Origin of the sequence: Gilliamella sp. CG25 (assembly GCF_046635705.1) — a bacterium.
Taxonomy (GTDB): Bacteria; Pseudomonadota; Gammaproteobacteria; order Enterobacterales; family Orbaceae; genus Gilliamella; species Gilliamella apicola_I.
Genome location: NZ_JBIDFJ010000002.1, coordinates 176,229 through 196,163 on the forward strand (window position 1 = coordinate 176,229; position 19,935 = coordinate 196,163).

The 19,935-nt window shown below is 34.5% G+C and carries 16 protein-coding genes; 8 read left to right on the plus strand and 8 right to left on the minus strand.

Going from position 1 to position 19,935, the window contains the following annotated elements; translation table 11 throughout:
- Positions 1 to 374 precede the first annotated feature (374 nt).
- A complete protein-coding gene (locus tag ACGH6P_RS02295) occupies positions 375 to 1,232 on the plus strand; it encodes a carboxylate/amino acid/amine transporter (RefSeq protein WP_411596636.1) in 858 nt (285 codons plus the stop codon).
- Positions 1,233 to 1,243: 11 nt separating this feature from the next.
- Here ACGH6P_RS02295 and ACGH6P_RS02300 read toward each other — a convergent pair whose 3' ends face one another.
- Both ACGH6P_RS02300 and yaaA read right to left on the minus strand, forming a co-directional pair.
- A complete protein-coding gene (locus tag ACGH6P_RS02300; RefSeq protein WP_411596637.1) occupies positions 1,244 to 2,203 on the minus strand; it encodes an AEC family transporter in 960 nt (319 codons plus the stop codon).
- A gap of 14 nt (positions 2,204 to 2,217) precedes the next feature.
- On the minus strand, positions 2,218 to 2,991 hold the full coding sequence (gene yaaA, locus ACGH6P_RS02305) for a peroxide stress protein YaaA (protein WP_411596638.1): 774 nt from the start codon (positions 2,989 to 2,991) through the stop codon (positions 2,218 to 2,220).
- Positions 2,992 to 3,066: 75 nt separating this feature from the next.
- Here yaaA and ACGH6P_RS02310 point away from each other — a divergent pair, with 75 nt between their 5' ends.
- Together ACGH6P_RS02310 and rnz are read left to right on the plus strand one after the other, a co-directional pair.
- Positions 3,067 to 3,294 carry a YccJ family protein gene (locus ACGH6P_RS02310; RefSeq protein ID WP_220217224.1) on the plus strand — a complete coding sequence of 76 codons (228 nt, stop codon included), beginning with the start codon at positions 3,067 to 3,069 and terminating at the stop codon, positions 3,292 to 3,294.
- Positions 3,295 to 3,299: 5 nt separating this feature from the next.
- Complete coding sequence (gene rnz / locus ACGH6P_RS02315) at positions 3,300 to 4,217, plus strand: ribonuclease Z (RefSeq protein WP_411596639.1); 918 nt, start codon at positions 3,300 to 3,302, stop codon at positions 4,215 to 4,217.
- Positions 4,218 to 4,254: 37 nt separating this feature from the next.
- On the opposite strand, the gene argE is transcribed toward rnz, so the two are convergent.
- Entirely contained in the window at positions 4,255 to 5,412 is a 1,158-nt protein-coding gene (gene argE / locus ACGH6P_RS02320) for an acetylornithine deacetylase (RefSeq protein WP_411596640.1), read from the minus strand.
- Between the two features lie 348 nt (positions 5,413 to 5,760).
- Here argE and ACGH6P_RS02325 point away from each other — a divergent pair, with 348 nt between their 5' ends.
- Genes ACGH6P_RS02325 through ACGH6P_RS02335 form a run of 3 tightly spaced genes read left to right on the plus strand, consistent with a single transcriptional unit; the run spans position 5,761 to position 10,782 of the window.
- Positions 5,761 to 6,834, plus strand: a complete 1,074-nt coding sequence (locus ACGH6P_RS02325; protein ID WP_411596641.1) for an HlyD family secretion protein — start codon at positions 5,761 to 5,763, stop codon at positions 6,832 to 6,834.
- 13 nt (positions 6,835 to 6,847) lie between these two features.
- The gene (gene rbbA, locus ACGH6P_RS02330; RefSeq protein ID WP_411596642.1) at positions 6,848 to 9,646 is read left to right on the plus strand and encodes a ribosome-associated ATPase/putative transporter RbbA; all 2,799 of its coding nucleotides are present in this window, start codon (positions 6,848 to 6,850) and stop codon (positions 9,644 to 9,646) included.
- Between the two features lie 2 nt (positions 9,647 to 9,648).
- Complete coding sequence (locus ACGH6P_RS02335; protein ID WP_267350900.1) at positions 9,649 to 10,782, plus strand: ABC transporter permease; 1,134 nt, start codon at positions 9,649 to 9,651, stop codon at positions 10,780 to 10,782.
- A gap of 752 nt (positions 10,783 to 11,534) precedes the next feature.
- On the opposite strand, the gene ACGH6P_RS02340 is transcribed toward ACGH6P_RS02335, so the two are convergent.
- The 3 genes from ACGH6P_RS02340 to ACGH6P_RS02350 form a co-directional block, all read right to left on the minus strand.
- The gene (locus ACGH6P_RS02340) at positions 11,535 to 12,356 is read right to left on the minus strand and encodes a helix-turn-helix transcriptional regulator (RefSeq protein WP_267350902.1); all 822 of its coding nucleotides are present in this window, start codon (positions 12,354 to 12,356) and stop codon (positions 11,535 to 11,537) included.
- Positions 12,357 to 13,075: 719 nt separating this feature from the next.
- On the minus strand, positions 13,076 to 14,341 hold the full coding sequence (locus tag ACGH6P_RS02345; RefSeq protein ID WP_267359725.1) for a Y-family DNA polymerase: 1,266 nt from the start codon (positions 14,339 to 14,341) through the stop codon (positions 13,076 to 13,078).
- On the minus strand, positions 14,338 to 14,784 hold the full coding sequence (locus ACGH6P_RS02350; RefSeq protein ID WP_267350906.1) for a LexA family protein: 447 nt from the start codon (positions 14,782 to 14,784) through the stop codon (positions 14,338 to 14,340). Before ACGH6P_RS02350 ends, ACGH6P_RS02345 begins: the two co-directional genes overlap by 4 nt.
- Positions 14,785 to 15,784: 1,000 nt before the next feature.
- On the opposite strand from ACGH6P_RS02350, the gene ACGH6P_RS02355 reads away from it, so the two are divergent.
- Positions 15,785 to 16,768: an AEC family transporter gene (locus tag ACGH6P_RS02355; RefSeq protein ID WP_267350908.1), complete on the plus strand. Its 984-nt coding sequence runs from the start codon at positions 15,785 to 15,787 to the stop codon at positions 16,766 to 16,768.
- Positions 16,769 to 16,937: 169 nt separating this feature from the next.
- Here ACGH6P_RS02355 and cmoB read toward each other — a convergent pair whose 3' ends face one another.
- Entirely contained in the window at positions 16,938 to 17,906 is a 969-nt protein-coding gene (cmoB, locus tag ACGH6P_RS02360) for a tRNA 5-methoxyuridine(34)/uridine 5-oxyacetic acid(34) synthase CmoB (RefSeq protein WP_411596643.1), read from the minus strand.
- A 65-nt stretch (positions 17,907 to 17,971) separates the two neighbouring features.
- Positions 17,972 to 18,703, minus strand: coding sequence for a carboxy-S-adenosyl-L-methionine synthase CmoA (gene cmoA, locus ACGH6P_RS02365; RefSeq protein WP_411596644.1), 732 nt, complete (start codon positions 18,701 to 18,703; stop codon positions 17,972 to 17,974).
- 80 nt (positions 18,704 to 18,783) lie between these two features.
- Here cmoA and ACGH6P_RS02370 point away from each other — a divergent pair, with 80 nt between their 5' ends.
- Positions 18,784 to 19,926: a metallophosphoesterase gene (locus ACGH6P_RS02370; protein ID WP_411596645.1), complete on the plus strand. Its 1,143-nt coding sequence runs from the start codon at positions 18,784 to 18,786 to the stop codon at positions 19,924 to 19,926.
- Positions 19,927 to 19,935: the final 9 nt, after the last annotated feature.

Sequence of the window (19,935 nt, forward strand, 5' to 3'; positions counted from 1 at the left end):
TTTATATTGAAAAATTTTATTACTACAATTTAGAAACATCTTGAGTCATTACAGGATGATTTGTATTTAATCATGTTTATGTTCCTTTAATATCTGAATTAAGTTCAATATATCTACGATTATTGGGTGTAAAATGCAAAATTTTATTTTCCATTAGACTTTTTACTTGTGGAATGGATTTTGCTACGGCAGTATTCGATGAAGGGTACTAATTATTTGTATACAGGTTATTAAGTAATGTTGTCGTGTAGAATGATTGAATAATTTAGATCATAAACGTTATTTGTCACCAATTATTGTAATAAATCGTTTACAAGTTAATGATGAATTGGTACGATGCGTGCAATTTAAATTTAATTTGTTATCTGTAATTTATGTTTTATCTTATTTTTGTCACGATTGTTTGGTCATTTTCATTCAGTCTTATTGCTGTTTATCTCAGTGGACAAGTTGACTCTTGGTTTGCTGTTGTGATGCGTGTTTTGTTAGCTTTTATTACTTTTATTCCTTTTTTTCGATTTCGTGGTATCCGCTTTAAACAGATGATTTTGTTAATGGGCGTTGGAGCCTGTCAATTGGGGATTATGTACTTTTTTTATTATAATTCCTTTCAGTATATTTCAGTACCTGAAGTCCTTCTTTTTACCATATCAACGCCTATTTATGTCACGATCATTTATGACATATTGCAAGGGCATCGTCTTCGATATAGTTATCTGTTAACGGCTATTATTGCCGTTATTGGTGCAGCTATTATTCGCTATGATCATATCAGTCGTGATTTTATTATTGGATTTTTATTAATTCAGGGCGCAAATGTTGTGTTTGCTTTAGGGCAGGTTGGGTATAAACGAATTATGGAACTTTATCCATTGCCCCAACATCAAGCTTTTGCATGGGTCTATTTAGGGGCTGTGCTTGTTGCTAGTCTTGGCTGGTTATTGTTTGGCGATTATTCAAAATTACCTACAACCAACTTACAGTGGGGTATCATTATTTGGCTTGGTGTGATTGCCTCTGGTTTGTGTTATTTTTTATGGAACTATGGCGCGACTAAAGTGGACTCAGGAACATTAGCGATTATGAATAACGTGGTTATTCCAACAGGCATCTTGGTTAATGTCGTAGTTTGGCATCAATCCATTGACTGGATTCGATTTTCAATTGGAAGTGCGGTGATTGTGTTTGCTTTAATACTTCATCACAAAGTAAAACGCCACTCCCCAAAATAAATTAAATAATATTATGTTAAGCCAAATTGTAACATGATGGATAATATCAACGGTGTTGTTATGGATGATAATGCTGTTGATATGAGTAAACTTGATGCAATAGGGCCTTGTAATACCTCAAATTGTCTTGCCATCATATAACAGTTAATCGCAATCGATACTGAGCTTAATAATACAATAACTTGTAATTCCAATACGGGTAATCCTAACAGTTTTCCTATCACAAATGTAACAATAGGTAGTATTGCCAGTTTTATCATACAGATTGTTGCGGTAATGTGTAATTTGTTCCTGATTTGATATTCGGCCAGCCCCATGCCTAATACAATAAGTGATAAAGGTGCTGTCATGTCACTGACCATTTTTGTAGATTGTTGAATGAATTTAGGTAATGTGATACCCGTATAATTAACCGCAATACCGGCAAAAATGCCTATAATTATAGGGTTTTTGGTGACATTTTTGAATGCTTTAATAAATCCTTTGCTGGAAAGTTTTCCCATTTGTACAAATTCGATCGATATGGTTGCTAGGGTCCATAAAATAAGTGCATTAAAGATCACAATAATCGCAACAATTGGAATTGCACTGTCACCTAGTAGCATTTTTATGATTGGGATACCAACAAACACTGTGTTGGTATAGATTCCCCCCATAGCAAACATCGTACTTTCAGAACCATTTAGGTGAAAACATTTGTAGGCGATTAAGCAGCCTAAAGCAAAAACAATAAATGAGCTACCGAAGAAGACGAATAATAGTTTCATATCGATTTCAGAATGCTCGGAAAAATGGCTCATAATTTGAAAGAGCATAATCGGAAATGCGATATAAAAGGTGAATTTGGTTAAACTGTCGGTCACCGTTTTTTGCCAGCGACCTAATTTAACCGCTATATAGCCTAATAAAATAAGAATAAATAGCGGTAATGTTGCGACAAATTGTTGTCCTAACGTCGAAAAAAAAGCCATATGATAATTACTATTTATTGATGTTTACGAATAAAATACCATTCTAACTGCGTCGATTGTTTTGGATCAAATTGATAGCCTTCAAGGTTAAAGCTTTTTATATCATCAGGTTGATTGAGGTTATTTTTGATAATGTAACGACTCATTAATCCTCGTGCTTTTTTGGCATAAAAACTAATTACCTTGAATTCACCTTTACTTTCATCTAAAAAAATAGGTTGGATAATCGTCGCTTTTAATTGTTTTGGTTTAATGGCTTTAAAATACTCATTCGAGGCTAAATTGATTAACGTTGGATTTGCAGTTTTATGAAACTCATTATTTAACTGGTCGGTTAATTTATCTCCCCAAAATTGATATAAATTATTGTTATGACCGTTTTTTAGGCGTATCCCCATTTCTAAACGATAGGGTTGAATAAGGTCAAGGGGGTTGAGTAGACCATAAAGTCCGGATAAGATCCGTAAATGAGATTGAGCAAATTTTAAATCTGCTTCTGAAAAATCGTCGACATGAAGCCCTTCATACACATCACCTTTAAAAGCAAGAATTGCTTGTCTGGCATTTTCAAGATTAAATTCTTTATGCCAATGTTGAAATCGTTCATAATTTACTTCAGCCAATTTTGGACTAATTGACATCAATTTAGCTAAATCGTCGGCGGATAATTTTTTACACTCTTTAATAAGTATCTCAGAATCTTTAATAAATTTAGGTAATGTGTGTGTTTTTGTGATAAGCGGACTTTGAAAATCGAGGGTCTTGGCAGGAGAAATTATCGTTAGCATAAAGTGATACACCTATTGTAATTTATGTAAATTGAGGGTATTTTACACCTAATCTTGCAAAAAAGGGGTATAAAAATGAATCAAACCAAAAAAGAAATACATGACCTTCGTTCTTGGGCAAAAATTCGTGAAACATCTCTAGAAATTGCAGAAGCCATTTTTGAGTTAGCGCATAATGATGAAAAGCTTGCTGAACAAATTTGGTCAGAAGGTAGTGATGAAGTATTGCCACTTGCCTTTTCTAAAACAAAAGCAGATAGACTGTTTTGGGGTGAACAAACAATCGAGCGTAAAAATATCTAAGTTTTATGAAATTGACTTTTTTAGGTACCAGTGCTGGTTGCCCAACAGCTGAGCGTAATGTGAGTAGTATTGTGTTAGATCTTTTGCAAGAACGTGGCAAATTGTGGTTGTTTGATTGTGGTGAAGCTGCTCAAATGCAAATGCAAAAAGTTAAATTTAGTCTTGCAAAACTTGAAATGATTTTTTTAACACATTTACATGGTGATCATCTGTTTGGGCTTCCTGGGGTATTAACCACGCGTTCTTTAATGCAAAATCAATCCGCTTTAACCTTAATTGCACCTAAAGGAGTGAAGCAATTTATTGAAACGGTTATCGCAATTAGTCACTCTTGGTTAAGTTATCCACTCAATATCATTGAGCTTGAAGAAGACTGTACGGTTTTCGAAGATGAAAAGTTCAAAGTCGAAGCAACATTGTTGCAGCATCGCGTTCCTTGCTTTGGTTATCGTATTATTGAAAAGGATTTACCAGCCAGTTTAGATATCGATAAATTAAGACAAGATAATATCGAAATTGGCGCACATTATGCACTTTTGAAAGCCGGTAAAACCATTACCTTAGAAGACGGTCGTGTTATTCATGGTAATGATTATTTAGGATCGGTAAGGCAAGGTCGAAAATTGGCAATTTTTGGTGACACGGTGCCATGTCAAGCCTCGATTGCGCTAGCCAAAGATGTTGATTTAATGGTGCATGAGGCGACTCAAGAGCATGCTTTGGAAGAAAAAGCCTTAGAACGAGGGCATTCTACCACTGTTCATGCAGCAACGATTGCTAAATATGCCAATGCCAAGCAACTTATCATGACCCATATCAGCCCAAGATATAGCCTTAAAGATAATGATAAATTACTTAATGAGGCAAGAAGCATATTTGCTAATACGGAAATTGCGAGTGATTTTTCAACGTTTAATCTCTAATCCTTTTCGCCGACTGTTTCGGCGAAAAGGATATTTTTTATAAACAAAAATCTTTAATCAAATTTTCGATAGCTATTTTAGTCGGTTTTAAAAAATCCATTGAGATAAACTCATCAGGTTGATGTGCTTGTTCAATTGAACCAGGACCTAATACAATGGTTGGTGAAATTTGGTTTAAATAGGGCGCTTCAGTACTGTAGTTTACGGTTTGCGCAGTTTGACCAACTAATTTTTCAACTTGCTGTAAAGCAGGATGATCTTTTTTACATTCATAACCCGGAATTGGGGATACTTCATATTCCACCGAAATACGGTTAGGGTATTTGTCCATGACCGGTTGTAAAGCCTGACAGAGATCATGATAAAGCGAATTAACATCGTTGTTTGGCAGTACACGAATATCAATAATTAGCTCGCAACAACCACAAATACGGTTTGCTGCATCGCCCCCATGAATTACCCCGAGATTAAGCGTCGGATAGGGAACAGTAAAACCGTCATTATGATATCGTTCTTTAAACTGTTGTTTCAGTTTTAACAATTGTGCGATAGCTAAATGCATGACTTCAATCGCATTTATTCCTTTGTCTGGATCACTTGAATGACCAGACTTACCAATGACTTTAATTGAGTTGGAAATAAAGCCTTTGTGCGCACGTATCGGTATTAATGATGTTGGTTCACCAATGATTGTACAATCGGGTTGTAAGTGAGTATTTTTAGCAAAAAATGATGCTCCAGCCATGGTGGTTTCTTCATCAGCGGTAGCAAGAACATAAATAGGTTTAGTTAGTTTGGTTAGATCAATATCACGTAAGGCATCAAGTATAAAAGCAAAAAAACCTTTCATGTCTGCTGTGCCTAATCCATATAACTTGTTGTTTTCTTCCGTTAATTTGAAAGGATCTTTAGTCCATTGTCCTTCATCAAAAGGCACTGTGTCAGTATGGCCGCTAAGCAGTAATCCACCTTGTGTCTGGTTTTCATTATTTGAATAAGTTGCTAATAAATTAAATTTACCGCGAGTATTCGGTACGGGCTGTATTTCAACTTTGAAGCCTAACTCTTCAAACCAGTTTGCTAATTTGTCTATTAAAGGTTTGTTTGAAAAATCGAGTTTTTCATTGGTTACATTGCTGATTGTTGGGGTTGATATCAGTTCACTATAAAGCGTTAAAAAAGAGGGCAGTGCCATACAAAATCACCTTAAATTGCTAATTAAATTAAATCCATTAATAAGATGATAAGCATATCACTTACTGTAAGATTTGCCTATGACTAACGCTTATGTTTCACGCCGTTTTTAATCTGCATGACTAATTTAGTAATGACTCATTATGACCAGCAAACATTCATTTGGTGTGATCAATTGATAAAGATTCACTGATTTTCAATTTTTTAACATTTTTTGCGTTTATTTTGTATGCTGATTTTATTTGTAAAAAACATTTGTTATTATTTGATCATTACTAAATAGCATATAACGATTCAATATTTCGTTAAGCTTGATTATAAATTAATTATCTTGAACAAGGCATGAGTTATGAAACAAATAAGCAAAAAATGGATTATTATCACCGTCGTTATACTTGCTATTATTTTTATTGCATGGCAGCAACTAAAAACGGATGGATATGGTGCGGATTTTACTAGTGGAAATGGGCGTATTGAGGCAACCGAAATCAATATTTCTGCAAAATTAGCAGGTCGAATTGAAAAAATTAATGTGAATGAAGGGGATTTTGTTAAGGCAGGGCAACCACTCGTTGTAATGCAAACGGATACGTTGCAAGCCAAATTGAACGAAGCTCAAGCCCAATACCTTCAAGCCATCAGTAATGAGGCAAGTGCTAAAGCACAAGTTTCTTTAAAAATGAGTGATAAAATTGCGGCTTTAGCCGGTGTTACTCAGCGTGAAAGTGACTTAGATATCGCTTCAAAACATCTTCAACGTACTACGACCCTTTATCAAAAAGGGGCATTATCCATTCAACAATTTGATGATGATACCGCTAAATTCAATAGCGCTAAAGCAGCATTAGATTCCGCTCAATCACAAGTGACAGCAGCGGATGCCGCAATAGAAGTTGCACAAGCTGGCGTGGAAAGTGCTAAATCAGCCATTAATGTTGCTGATGCCAATATCAGACAAATCCAAGCCGATATTGATGACAGTACACTCGTTGCACCTGTCGATGGTCGTATCCAATATCGTATTGCTCAATTAGGTGAAGTGATGCCTTCTGGTGGTAAAGTGCTAAATCTGGTTAATTTGTATGACGTTTATTTAACCTTCTTTTTACCCGAAACTGTAGCGGGCAAAGTAGCCATTGGTGACGAAGTTAGATTGATTTTAGATGCCTTACCTGACAAAACCATTTCAGCTAAAATTTCGTTTGTTTCGAGTGTTGCACAGTTCACCCCTAAAACGGTTGAAACAAAAGATGAACGCCAAAAATTGATGTTTAGAGTGAAAGCACAACTCGATCCTGAATTATTAAAATGTTTTATCAATCAAGTAAAAACGGGTTTACCAGGTGTAGCATGGGTGAAATTAAACCCGAATACTTCTTGGCCAGCTGATTTATCTGATGTAGCCAAATGTCCAACTAAATAATTGGAGATAGCATATGTCAGAATCAGACAATAAGGATTTAGCTTTATTAACAGAAGCTAAATCTATTGATGATGCAGTGGTTAAAATTAGCGATGTTTCACTGCATTATAAAAAAAATTGTGCGCTGGATAACATTAGTTTAACTATTCCACCAAGGTGCATGGTGGGATTAATTGGACCCGATGGGGTTGGTAAATCAAGTTTGCTGTCTTTGATTGCGGGTGCACATGTTATTCAAGATGGTTTAGTTTATGTTTTAGATGGCGATATGCGAGATAAGTCACATCGTAAAGCGGTGTGTACTCGCATTGCTTACATGCCACAAGGATTAGGTAAAAATCTTTATCCGACATTATCTGTCGAGGAAAATCTGCAATTTTTTGCCCGTTTATTTGGTAATGATGCCGCAGAGCGTCGACGTCGCATTGACGAATTAACAAAAAGTACTGGGCTGTATCCCTTTTTATCAAGACCAGCAGGGCGACTATCTGGCGGTATGAAACAAAAAGTCAGTTTATGCTCTGCTTTGATTCATGATCCTGATTTACTGATTCTTGATGAACCTACCACGGGGGTTGATCCTCTTTCCCGAGCGCAATTTTGGCAATTAATTAATAAAATTCGGCAGCAAAGACCACAAATGAGTGTTATTGTGGCAACAGCTTATATGGATGAAGCACAAAACTTTGATTGGCTTGTTGCAATGTATGGCGGTAAAATTTTAGAAACCGGCACACCTAAATCATTATTAAGCCAAACAGGAAAAGATAATTTAGACGATGCCTTTATTCAGTTGATGCCAGAAAGTGCCAAACAAGGCTATCAAGCCGTTGAAATTCCACCTTTGGATGTGAATAACAATCTACAAACAGCGATAGAAGCGAAAGGGCTAACTAAGCAATTTGGGGATTTTATTGCAGTCGATCATGTTAATTTTTCGATTAAACAAGGCGAGATTTTTGGCTTTTTAGGGTCAAACGGTTGTGGTAAATCAACAACCATGAAGATGTTAACTGGCTTATTACCTATTTCGTCCGGTGAAGCTTGGTTATTTGGAAAACCTGTTGATGCCAATGATATTAATACCAGACGGCATTTAGGTTATATGTCTCAAGCTTTTTCTTTGTACAGTGAATTGACTGTTGAGCAAAACTTAGTGCTACATGCACGTTTATTTGGCATTGAAGAAAGTAAAATACCTGAACGTGTTTCTGAACTTCTTAAACGGTTTGGATTAGAGCAAGATGCTCAAAATCTACCTGATAGCTTACCTTTAGGGGTTAAACAGCGTTTATCTTTATCGGTCGCTGTTGTGCACAACCCAGAAATATTAATTTTAGATGAACCGACATCGGGGGTCGATCCGATCGCTCGAGATGACTTTTGGCGTTTGATCATCGAATTATCCCGTAAAGATAAAGTAACTGTTTTCATTACCACTCATTTTATGAATGAGGCCGCAAGATGTGACAGAATTTCTTTAATGCATGCGGGGAAAGTGTTAGCAAGTGATACTCCCGATAATATTATTGCATCGAAAAACGTGTCGACTTTAGAAGATGCCTTCATCCGCTATCTAGTTGATGCAGGTGCTGACGATAGCGATGCACAACAAAAATCGACCAAAGCTTCAGTTACCTCCGACAAATCCCAAACAGTCATCCCACCAGCGAATCATCTTCAAGGATTTAGTTTAACACGGATGATTGGTTGTTTATGGCGTGAAACACTTGAACTGTCGCGAGATCCTTTACGAGCGATGTTGGCATTAATGGGGTCAGCTATCTTAATGCTCGTTATGGGTTATGGGATTACGCTAGATGTCGAAAATTTACGTTTTGCCGTGCTCGATCGTGACCAAAGTGAAATCAGTCAAAACTATACGCTTAATTTGTCTGGTTCCAAACGTTACTTTGTTGAAAGGCCGCCTATAACGGATTATGCCGATATGGATGCCCGTTTACGAAGTAATGATATTGCGTTAGCGATTGAAATTCCACCTAATTTTGGACGAGATATTCAACGTGGTGATTCCGTTGATATTGGTGTTTGGATAGATGGTGCCATGCCACTACGCGCAGAAACCATTAAAGGCTATGTACAAGGTATGCATCTTGCTTGGCTAAGTCAAAAAGTGAAAGAAATGTCGGGAAAAGATTCAACCAGTTTGGCGGATATTGAGACGCGGTATCGATATAATCCTGATGTAAAAAGCTTACCGTCAATGGTACCGGCGGTTATTCCTATTTTATTATTGATGATTCCTTCCATGCTGGCAGCTTTATCGGTTGTCCGTGAAAAAGAGATGGGATCGATTATTAATTTATATGTTACCCCTGTAACGCGTGCTGAATTTTTATTAGGTAAACAAGTACCTTATATTGTTATTTCTATGTTTAGTTTTTTGCTGTTGCTGTTTATGGCGATTACTATTTTTGGCGTGCCAATCAAAGGCAGTTTATTTACCTTGTGTCTGGCTGCTTTAGCTTATTGTATTATTTCAACGGGGCTTGGGCTGTTGGCGTCAACTATTACACGTAGTCAAATTGCAGTGATATTTTTAACCTGTGTCGGCACTATGTTACCTGCTATTCAGTTTTCGGGTTTACTCAATCCTGTGGCTTCATTGGAGGGGAGTGGGCGTTATATCGGTGAAGTTTATCCAACAACACATATGCTAATCATTGCACGAGGTGTATTTAATAAAGCACTGGGTTTTAATGATTTACACAATTCTTTATTCGCATTTTTAGTCACTATTCCTGTTGTGCTGTGCGCCAGTATTTTTCTTCTTAAAAAACAGGAAGGGTAGTTATGAAGCAAAGCTTAATTAATATTTATCGATTAGGTATTAAGGAATTATGGGGACTATTACGCGATCCTATCATGCTTCTGTTAATAGGTTACTGTTTTACGTTTGATATTTATATTGCCGCTACAGCAACATCTGACTCGCTTCATCATGCCTCAATAGCGGTGGTTGATGAAGATGATTCACCGTTATCAAGACAAATTGTTGCGGCTTTTTATCCACCGATGTTTAATCAACCTGTAAAATTATACTCAATGGATGAGGTGGATCGAGGCATGGATACCGATAGTTATACCTTTGCTTTAAATATTCCGCCTAATTTTCAGCGTGATGTGTTGAACAATCAAAGTCCTGAAATTCAATTAAATATCGATGCGACTCGAATGGGGCAAGCTTTTGTAGGGAATGGTTATATCACACAAATCATCACGGGTGAAGTGACAGAGTATGTTAATCGTTACAGCAAAGCAACGGATTTACCTGTCAATATTCAAGTTCATACCTCATTTAATCCGAATTTAACTCGCTCTTGGTTTGGCTCGGTAATGGAAATCATTAATATTGTGACGACGTTATCCATTATTTTAACCGGAGCTGCATTAATGCGAGAACGTGAACATGGCACTATTGATCATCTGCTTTCCATGCCTGTCACACCGTTTCAAATAATGATATCTAAGGTATGGTCAATGGGATTAGTGGTCTTAATCTCAACTTGGGTGGCATTACTATTGGTGGTAAAAAGCTGGCTTAATGTTCCAATTAATGGCTCAATTACGTTATTTTTGATTGGAGCCGCTTTACATTTATTTGTGACAACGTCACTTGGGATCTTTATGGCAACCATAGCCAAATCAACGGCACAATTTGCCATGTTGTTAATTTTAATTTTATTACCGTTGCAAATGTTGTCCGGTGGTAGTACACCAAGGGAAAGTATGCCTGAAGTAGTACAAAATATTATGATGATTGCCCCAACAACGCATTTTGTCGAATTAGGGCAAGCCATACTATATCGTGGTGCAGGGTTGAGTGTTGTGTGGACATCCTATGTATGGTTAATTGGAATTGGATCGGTCTTTTTCTTTATAGCATTAAGACGTTTCCGTAGCTCAATTGTTAATATGGGATCGTAAGTCACTTGCTATATGCTGATAAACCATAACCAATCGATTGATTTTTAATGAGTTGGTTATGGTTTATTATTTTTTCAATTTAATTGCCTTCATCTTCTATAATGGTCATTATCATCTTGAATCAATCATATTTACTTAAACCGATCAGTGAATAAAATTGCAATCTTCGTTTATTGAGCTAACTTAATGTTTGTCATTAATATTGGGTTGTTACGCCAAATATTTTCATAATTTTATAAATATGAATGATTTTGTCACTAAAATGAATGTAAATGTCATTTCTTTTATATCAGTTATTGTTAAAATTTACCGCAAATTTAGCCAGCTACAAGTGTTAAATCCTAATAAACATAATGGGTTAAGATTAACAGTTGTGGCAATGTTATTTTCTTGAGTAGTAAATAAATTAATGCTTGTGTTTGTCATTTAAGACTGTTGTATGAAAATTTAATGGTTTTCATATGATGAAATTCAGCGCTATTTCGTTAATTTAATTTTAGTGGTCTTGTTGTCGCTAATAGTTTTCACAAATTTTCAGTAAACGTCACGAAATAAGTAAAGGCTGTATTATTTTTGTTTTGAATTAAGGCTGATTCAACCTTAATTCCTGTATGTCTATCTATCAAGATAGATATTAAAATCTTTAAAGTTCCACCATTTATTCAATTACTAGAACTAGCATGTTTACCAGCGAAAGTAATATTCATTCTTAACGTGGTTTCCATTTAATGGAATAAATTATGAAATGTTTATTAGTTTCGTTTGGTGTTTTTTAATTCTCTTGGCGTTAATCCAAAATTAGCTTTAAATCTTTGTGAAAACCGAGTGGACGAAGAATATCCTATCATTTCAGCGATATATTCTGTTGAAAAATTAGAGGTTTGTAATAAATGAAGCGCTTGTCCCATCACGAGTTTTTCCTTAATTTTTTGTATATTTTCCCCTTCAAGTTTCAATTTTCGATACAACGTTGCTTTACTCATGCAGATTTCTTTGCAAATTTCATCAATGGTTATTTTTTTATTGTCTTTTTTATTAAATATTTCAATTACTTTTTGCGTGGTTTCTTTTCGATTGGGTAAACATGCCAAATTTTCATAACCGGAATGGACTAACAGTTTAATAATTTCTTTCCTACGATTTGTAATGATGTCATCAGATGCCCATTCTAAGCATTCTATCATTTGTGAAACACATTTATAAAAGGCAGAATTTGCTTTCCCTGCGGTATATTCATTGGTTTTCTTTGTATTGATGTTGATTGATGTATCATTAAAATCAGAAAATTCAAAATTAATAAGTAATGCAAAATAATTCGTATTTGCGGGTATATTTCTCATGTTCATTGATTGAACATCGGTGAAAAAAATAAAATCTCCTGTATTGCAGGCTAGTTTTTTTTCATTACCAATCACTTTGCAACCACTTAATATAATTATCAGTAAAGGCTTTAAAATTGGTATATTTGATAAATTTTGTTGCTTTTTAGAGGTGTAAATTGAGATATAATTGCTGTTACTATTTGCTTCACTTAACTGTTTAAGTTTTTCAATTTCTACTGCGGTATTATTCATCCTAATTGCCCCATTACTTTCGTGTATTTTTTATCGTGATGATGAAAAACATGTTGACGTTGTTCAGTATATCGTTCTGTTATAAAATTTATGCTTCATACACTGAATCTATTAACGTATAAGCAAACAATAAATAAGGTCACAAAAATTTTTTACACATTTAGTACTCCAGTTGGTTATGGAAAAATGTAAGCCAATGTCCAAAAAGTTGTGACCTTTAATGGAAATTTACTTATAAAGCTTTGTTACTAAAAAATTAATTCACAACTTTTTATAAGCAATGCCATAACCTATCAAACATAATCTATGTGAAAATGTATATTTATTTAACGTATTTTAATTACTCAAAATAAAGCTATTTATTCGTTTAAAACTGTTTTTTCGAGCTTTGTTATTTCTGGATAAGCATTTTGAAGACATACTTTAGCACTGTATATTCTTCTTTTTTGACTTATTTTTGAACTGTTAGTATGCATTTAATACACGCTAACAACTCGATAAAGTTAACATATTTTAATCAAAACGTTAACTTTTTGTAAAATAAATTTTATGAGTAAAAAATCAAATTTGCATGTTATGACTATTTTTATATGCCCAATCGTTATTTATCTTAACGTTTATTATGATAAAAAAACGTAATTTAGATTTTTCTGTTGGAAATGCAAAAATTTACAACATTATTCTTCGTTATAATGATTGGTTATTTTTGTTGCTAATTATCATTTCACTAATGGTAATTCATCCCAACGTGTTGTGTAACGTTGGCTAAGCCGTTCTCGTTTGATCTGCCAAGGTGCGGTTTTTCTACTTCCGCCTAATTGAATGGTATTTTTACCCATTTTTTGATTAATGGTATCGATTGTTTTCATTAAGTTATCATTTTTTTGCTGTAAGACTGGCAGACTATTTAAAGCAAATAAGTCAGATTGGCAAAAGCTATCTTTAGCTTTTAAATCGAGTAACATAACACCTGACTTCATAAATAAAAATCCTTTTTTATAAATTGCTGTTAGTCCCTGTTGTGCCGCATGAATAATTACTCTTGAATCATCAGTAGGTGATAGTAGCGGTACGACAATCGAGGGATTGTATTGAATTAAGTCTTGACGAAACCGATTTGTTTTCAAAAAAACAAGTACAGCATTAGCAATCGATTTTTGTTGTCTTAGTTTTTCAGCTCCTCGACTGGCATGAATACGAATGGCCTCTTGCAAATCAAATAATTCACCTGTTAACTGCCCAAAACTACGTGATGTCATAATGTTTTTTTTAGGTGTTGCAATGTCATCTAATTCAATAGCGTTAATACCTTGCAACTCTAATATGGTACGTTCAAGCACGACGGAAAATTGTTGTCTAATTTGTTTTAAATCTGCCTGACGCAGATCCCACGCAGTATGAATACCTAATGTTTGCAATCTTTTGGCTATGCGTCTGCCAACGCCCCAAATTTCATCAACAGGAAATGATTTTAAAATCTGATCAAGTAAGGCTGAATCGTTAGGAAGGCAATAGACCCCTTGATAAATAGGCTGCTTTTTTGCAATGTGGTTTGCCAACTTTGCTAACGTGTGGGTTGATGCAATGCCAATACTTACCGGAATCCCAGTATCACGTTTTACTATTGCCCTTAAATGTTGACAATGGGTTGTAACATCGCTAAATCCCGCCAGTTTAATAAAAGCTTCGTCAATTGAGTAGGGTTCAATATCGGCAGTATAATGGCTGACAGTATCAAAAACACGTTGGCTCATATCGCCATAAAGTTCATAGTTAGAACTTAATAATGTAATTTGTTTTCGAATGTTAGCCTCAATTTGGTAGGCAGGCATACCCATTGGTACTAAAGGTTTAAGTTCATTGGAGCGTGCGATGACACATCCATCATTATTGGATAAAATGCCAATTGGTTTTCCTTCTAATTTAGGGTTAAAAACACGCTCACACGAAGCATAAAAGTTATTACAATCAATCAGCCCAATCATGCATGACCACGTTTTCGTAAAGAATGAATAGTGTGTATAACAACGCCCCATATATGGACTTCTTTACCCGCTAATGAAATAGGGGGATAAAGTTCATTGCCTGATAATAGATAATGTTGTCCATCAATAAGTCCCAGGCACTTACATGTTAGTTCACCGTCAACAGCTGCAACGACAATATCTTCTATTTGGGGTGCTAATGAACGATCTACTACTAAAAGATCACCACTAAAAATACCATAGTTAATCATCGATTCCCCCTGTGCTTTAATATAATAAGTAGCACTTGGGTGTTTAACTAAGTGATCGGTTAAGTCCAGTTTGGCTTCTAAATAATCATCAGCAGGCGATGGAAAGCCAGCCCTGACAGGGGTATCAACCAAAGGTAAGTAATTTTTGATAGTGCTATCAACGGTTCCTAGCACAATACAGGATTTACTCAAGAACGTTTCTCCTAAAAATATACAGGTAAAATTTATACTATGTAGTAGTATTCGTGATAAAAAACGAATAGTGTATAAATATACAGTATAAAATTCTTGATTCAATGAAAAACACTGTAAAAAAATAGCAATGTGACAAAAAATGACCATGTGTAATGGATGATAAGTATATTTTAACGAACCAGTAAGTTTGACGATCTGAATCAAGAATAGTTGAAATAATGGCAGGATTGAATTTGTATTGTTGCAAAAAATAGAGAACAAAATCGCAAACTATCATAATAATTGATTTAAATTACATTACGGCATTTTACAAAACCAATTAAATAGTTTACATTATATTGATTATTTATTAATTAATTTACAACATAATTCACTATACCTTGTATTTTTGTTCACAGCCCTTATATAAGTGACTAAAGGTAAACTTTAAGTGTGACTTATCGAAATAATACAAAAAGTCAATTTGTTAACCTAACTACGCCTGATGCAATTTTGATTGGTTATCGATGATAAAAAGCGCTATTTAGTTTGTTTTAGCTTAATTTAGATTTTTACTCTAATTTAACGCTCGTTTTTTTTATTTTCTCATCTTTTGTTTTTTATAAGAATAAAATACCAATATTGATATATATCAATAATATTTGTTGCGATTTTTTGTTTTTTTAGACAGTCAGTATTGCCAGCTCGACACAAGGGCGAAAAGAATCAGATATAATATTTTCCAAGTTATGTTATTTGACATTTAAATATAGCAAGGGTTGTCGTATTAAAAATATTTTTCAAAAACACAAAGTGCGTAAAACAACATTTAGTTATATTAAGTTTTTAAAAAACTGAAAAAAAGGTTTTGGCGCTAGTTTTATTATAACTGGGTCATGTTCAGTTTTATTACCTACTTATTTTAGCTCGGTCTATAAATATAAATTCTAATCCAAAGTTACCGACCAATTACCGAATATGTATTTTAAGTAATATTATTTTAGGAGTTTTAAAAAAAATGAATCTAATTTGGTCTGCAGTAGGGCAAGTTGTTAGTTCTTGTCTTCCGGTGTTTTTATTAATTTTTCTTGGTTGGTTATGTGTTCATCAGAATATTTTTACCAAAGACTCCAAGAAGCTATTATCCGGTTTAGTGTCAAACTTTGTATTTCCGGCATTACTTTTTGTGCATACATCACATGCTAAGCCGTCTGAAATATTCAACGGTATTTGGATGATTGCATTTTTCTGTACAATGTCATTTTTATGGATAATTTGTTTTTTAACCAATAAATACATTTTACATAAAGATTTAAAATCAACAGCGATGAACGCGATGTTATGTTGTTTCCCGAATATGGGGGGAATGGGCGTACCATTTTTAACATTGATGTTAGGTGCATCGTCAACCATTTCAGTCGCTGTAGCGAATTTTGTGGTGGCGTTATCATTGATACCAATGACGATTTTCTTATTGGAATTGTGTGATACGAAAATATCTGGCGGAAAAGTAACGGGCAACATGGTATTTAGCGCAGTGAAAAACTCGTTAATGAAACCAATGTTTTTAGCGGTCATTCTGGGCTTAATTGTCAGTGTTACAGATGGAACAAAATGGTTACCACATTTTGTCTTTAATACCTTTGATATCATGTCGAATGCTTGTAACTTTATTTCGTTAATTGCCGTTGGGGTAGGTATCTATGGTGTTAAATTGAATTTTTCAAAACCGTTGATTATCAATGTAATTTTAAAAAGCTTTTTTACACCAGTAGTAGCTTTAATTGCGGTAAACCTTTTTGGTATTACGGGTATGGAGGCGGAAGAGTTAGTATTCTTGTTAGCTATGCCAACAGCATCAACAGCCGTTATTTTGGCTTATAATTGGAATGTTGAGCAAGAACAAGCATCAAGTATCTTTTTTGCTTCAACAATTTTATCCATATTTATTTTACCAACGTTGCTTTTAATTATGCATTTTACGGTACCGGGTGTGCAATAAACAATTTGTTTAAGCGAAAAATAGGTATAAAAAACGGGTATTAAGCCCGTTTTTTGTTTATTACTTGTTGTTTTTTTATTTTGGCGGTGTTTGCTTTAACATAAGATAAAACAGTATTTTGATAGGATTGTTTATTACAATTTAAATAAATTTTCACTAATGTAAAAAGCTATTTTTGTGCAATAAATACCGCTCGCATTGGGGCAGGATAACCCTCAATGGTTTTACTCAGATCATTTGGATCGAGAAAATCAACAAGTGAATCAGACGTCATCCAATCGGTTTTGCGTTGTTCTTCTAAACTAGTTTGTGAAATATCCACCATTCTGACATCTTTAAAACCGCATTTTTGCAGCCAATTTATCATGGTAGGGACCGATGGAATAAAGTAAACATTGCGCATTTGTGCATAACGTTCACCAGGCATAAGCGCTTGATGTAAGTCACCTTCAATAACGAGTGTTTCTAATATTAATTGTCCACCATCAACAAGCTGATCTTTTAATTGGTAAAGATGATCAAGAGGTGAACGGCGATGGTATAAAACACCCATCGAAAATACCGTATCAAAAGCATTAAGCTTTGGTAGCTCTTCAATGCCAAGTGGTAATAAATGTGCTCGTTTATCATCACCTAATAATTTTCTGACGGCTTCAAATTGACATAAATAAAGAGCCATAGGATCGATGCCTACTGCAAGTTTAGCCCCAGCGCCAATCATTCGCCATAAGTGATACCCACTATTACAACCAACATCTAAAACAAGTTTACCTTCTAAATTATCAATATGATGAATAAGACGTTCCCATTTCCAATCAGAACGCCATTCAGTATCGATATCTATACCATAAAAATGAAATGGTCCTTTGCGCCAAGGCATCATGTTTTTTAATAGCTGAGTAATACGTTGCTGTTCCCCAGTTGAAAGAGGTGTTTGCGTTTTTACACTGACACTATGCAATAAATCTATATGATAGGGCGTTATAACAGGTAAGTGTTTAATACTATTTAGCCATTGTGTAAAACGGCTATCTAAGTTTTGTTTTTGCCAATTGGCTAATTGTGCCGGTAAGACTTCAAGCCAGCTACTGAGCCTATTTTTTGCGATAATCTGGTAAAAATCACCAAAATCGATCATTCTTTTGTGTCCTTATAAATTTGATTTTTGACTGATATATGGATTGTTACTATCCTAAATAACGGCTATTTTATAGCAATGATAGAACCAAAATTGAAACATTGGAACCAAGTGTTAATATGTGTAAAACCTGCTTTGGTTAGGCGTTCATTATGGATTTCGACAGTATCAGTCAGCATGACATTTTCTAACATATTACGCTTTTGACTAATTTCTAACTCACTATAACCATTCGCACGTTTAAAATCATGATGCATATTGAACAGTAAGTCATCAATAGTTGAATCAGTAAAACTAAATTTTTCAGATAATACCAATATACCATTGGGGTTTAATGCTTGATAAATCTTATTCAAGACTTGTTGTCGGTATTCGGGTGTTAAAAATTGTAATGTAAAATTGAGAACAACCATGGATGCATTTTGCATCTGGATATTACAGATGTCGTCACAGATTACATCAACGGGCGTATTGGCCTTAAAGGCGTCGATATGGCGTTTACAACGTTCAACCATCGGTAACGAATTATCAATAGCCACAATATGGCAATTTTCATGTTTAATATTACGACGAATAGAGAGCGTTGCTGCACCTAATGAACAACCTAAGTCATAAATCATTGAGTTCGGTTGGACAAATCGTTCAGCCAACATACCAATCATAGAAATAATATTCGAATAACCCGGCACCGAGCGTTGAACCATATCTGGAAACACCTCAGCAACTTTTTCATCAAAAGTCCAGTCACCTAATTTATCGATAGGGGTTGAAAATAATTGATCTATTTTTGAATTCATAAAAGTTGAAGTTATAGATAACGAATAAAAAATAATTCTGTTATGATACCACTTTTTTAAGTTAATTTGTTTGAAGCATTATGAATTTTGTTATTCTTTTTATAAGTTTGATGAGTATTTTAGTCATTATTTACTTAGGTAAACGGTGGTTATTTTGGCTAGATTTTCATTTAAATGGTTATTTGAAATTGGCTTATTGGTTAGCATTAGCAACCATAGCTACCACATTTATCCTGTCAAAAGTATTGAATGATTTTCCGGCCTTTTTTGGCATATTATTCAGTTTAACTATCTGTTTTGTTTATGCGACATTGCTTTTTGACTTTATTCACTTAATAAGTAGAAAAAGATTTAAACCCGATTTTTGGGTGAGTTATGTTTATGTCGGTTGCGTAATTGTACTGTTTATATTTGGTCATCAAATGGCGACTAATTCTAAAATAGTAAATTATCAAGTTACGATTAATAAACAGGCTAATGTTGATCATTTACGTATTGTTCAATTAAGTGATATTCATCTTAATGGGTTAACCCAGCGTAAATTTATAAAGCAAATGGTGGACGAAGTTAACAAACTTAATGCCGATCTTATCGTTATCACGGGTGATACGCTAGATAAACAATTAAAATCATTTACAGAAACTGACTTTAATAAACAATTTTCACAATTGAAATCGAAATATGGTACCTATATTATTTTTGGTAATCATGAATATCTAGCCATTAATAAAGAACATCCTCATGGCGAGGATATTGTTGATGCGTTTAAAGCTGCCAATATGCGCGTTTTACGAGATGATATTGTGTACCTTAGTGATTTGAATATCACGTTAATTGGTCGAGAAGATTTTTCATCGAGTAAGTATGATTTAAAACGAGCGGAACTTGCTGATTTAATGATGTTTGCCGATACGTCTACACCCATCATTTTATTAGATCATCAACCCAAAAATCTTGATGAAACAGCTAACGCCGGAGTTGATTTAATGATTTCAGGACACACGCATGGTGGGCAACTTTTTCCAATCAATCTTTTGTTATCTGTTATTTATAAAAATGCTGATGGGATATATCATGATACAGAAAAACAGTTTACCAGTATTGTAAGTAGCGGTTATGGCTTTGGAAGTATACCTTTACGCTTAATGACACGTTCAGAAATTGTTATCATTGATGTGACGTTTGATAATAACAAAGAACAATCAAATCATTCTTTAGAATAGGTAATTAAT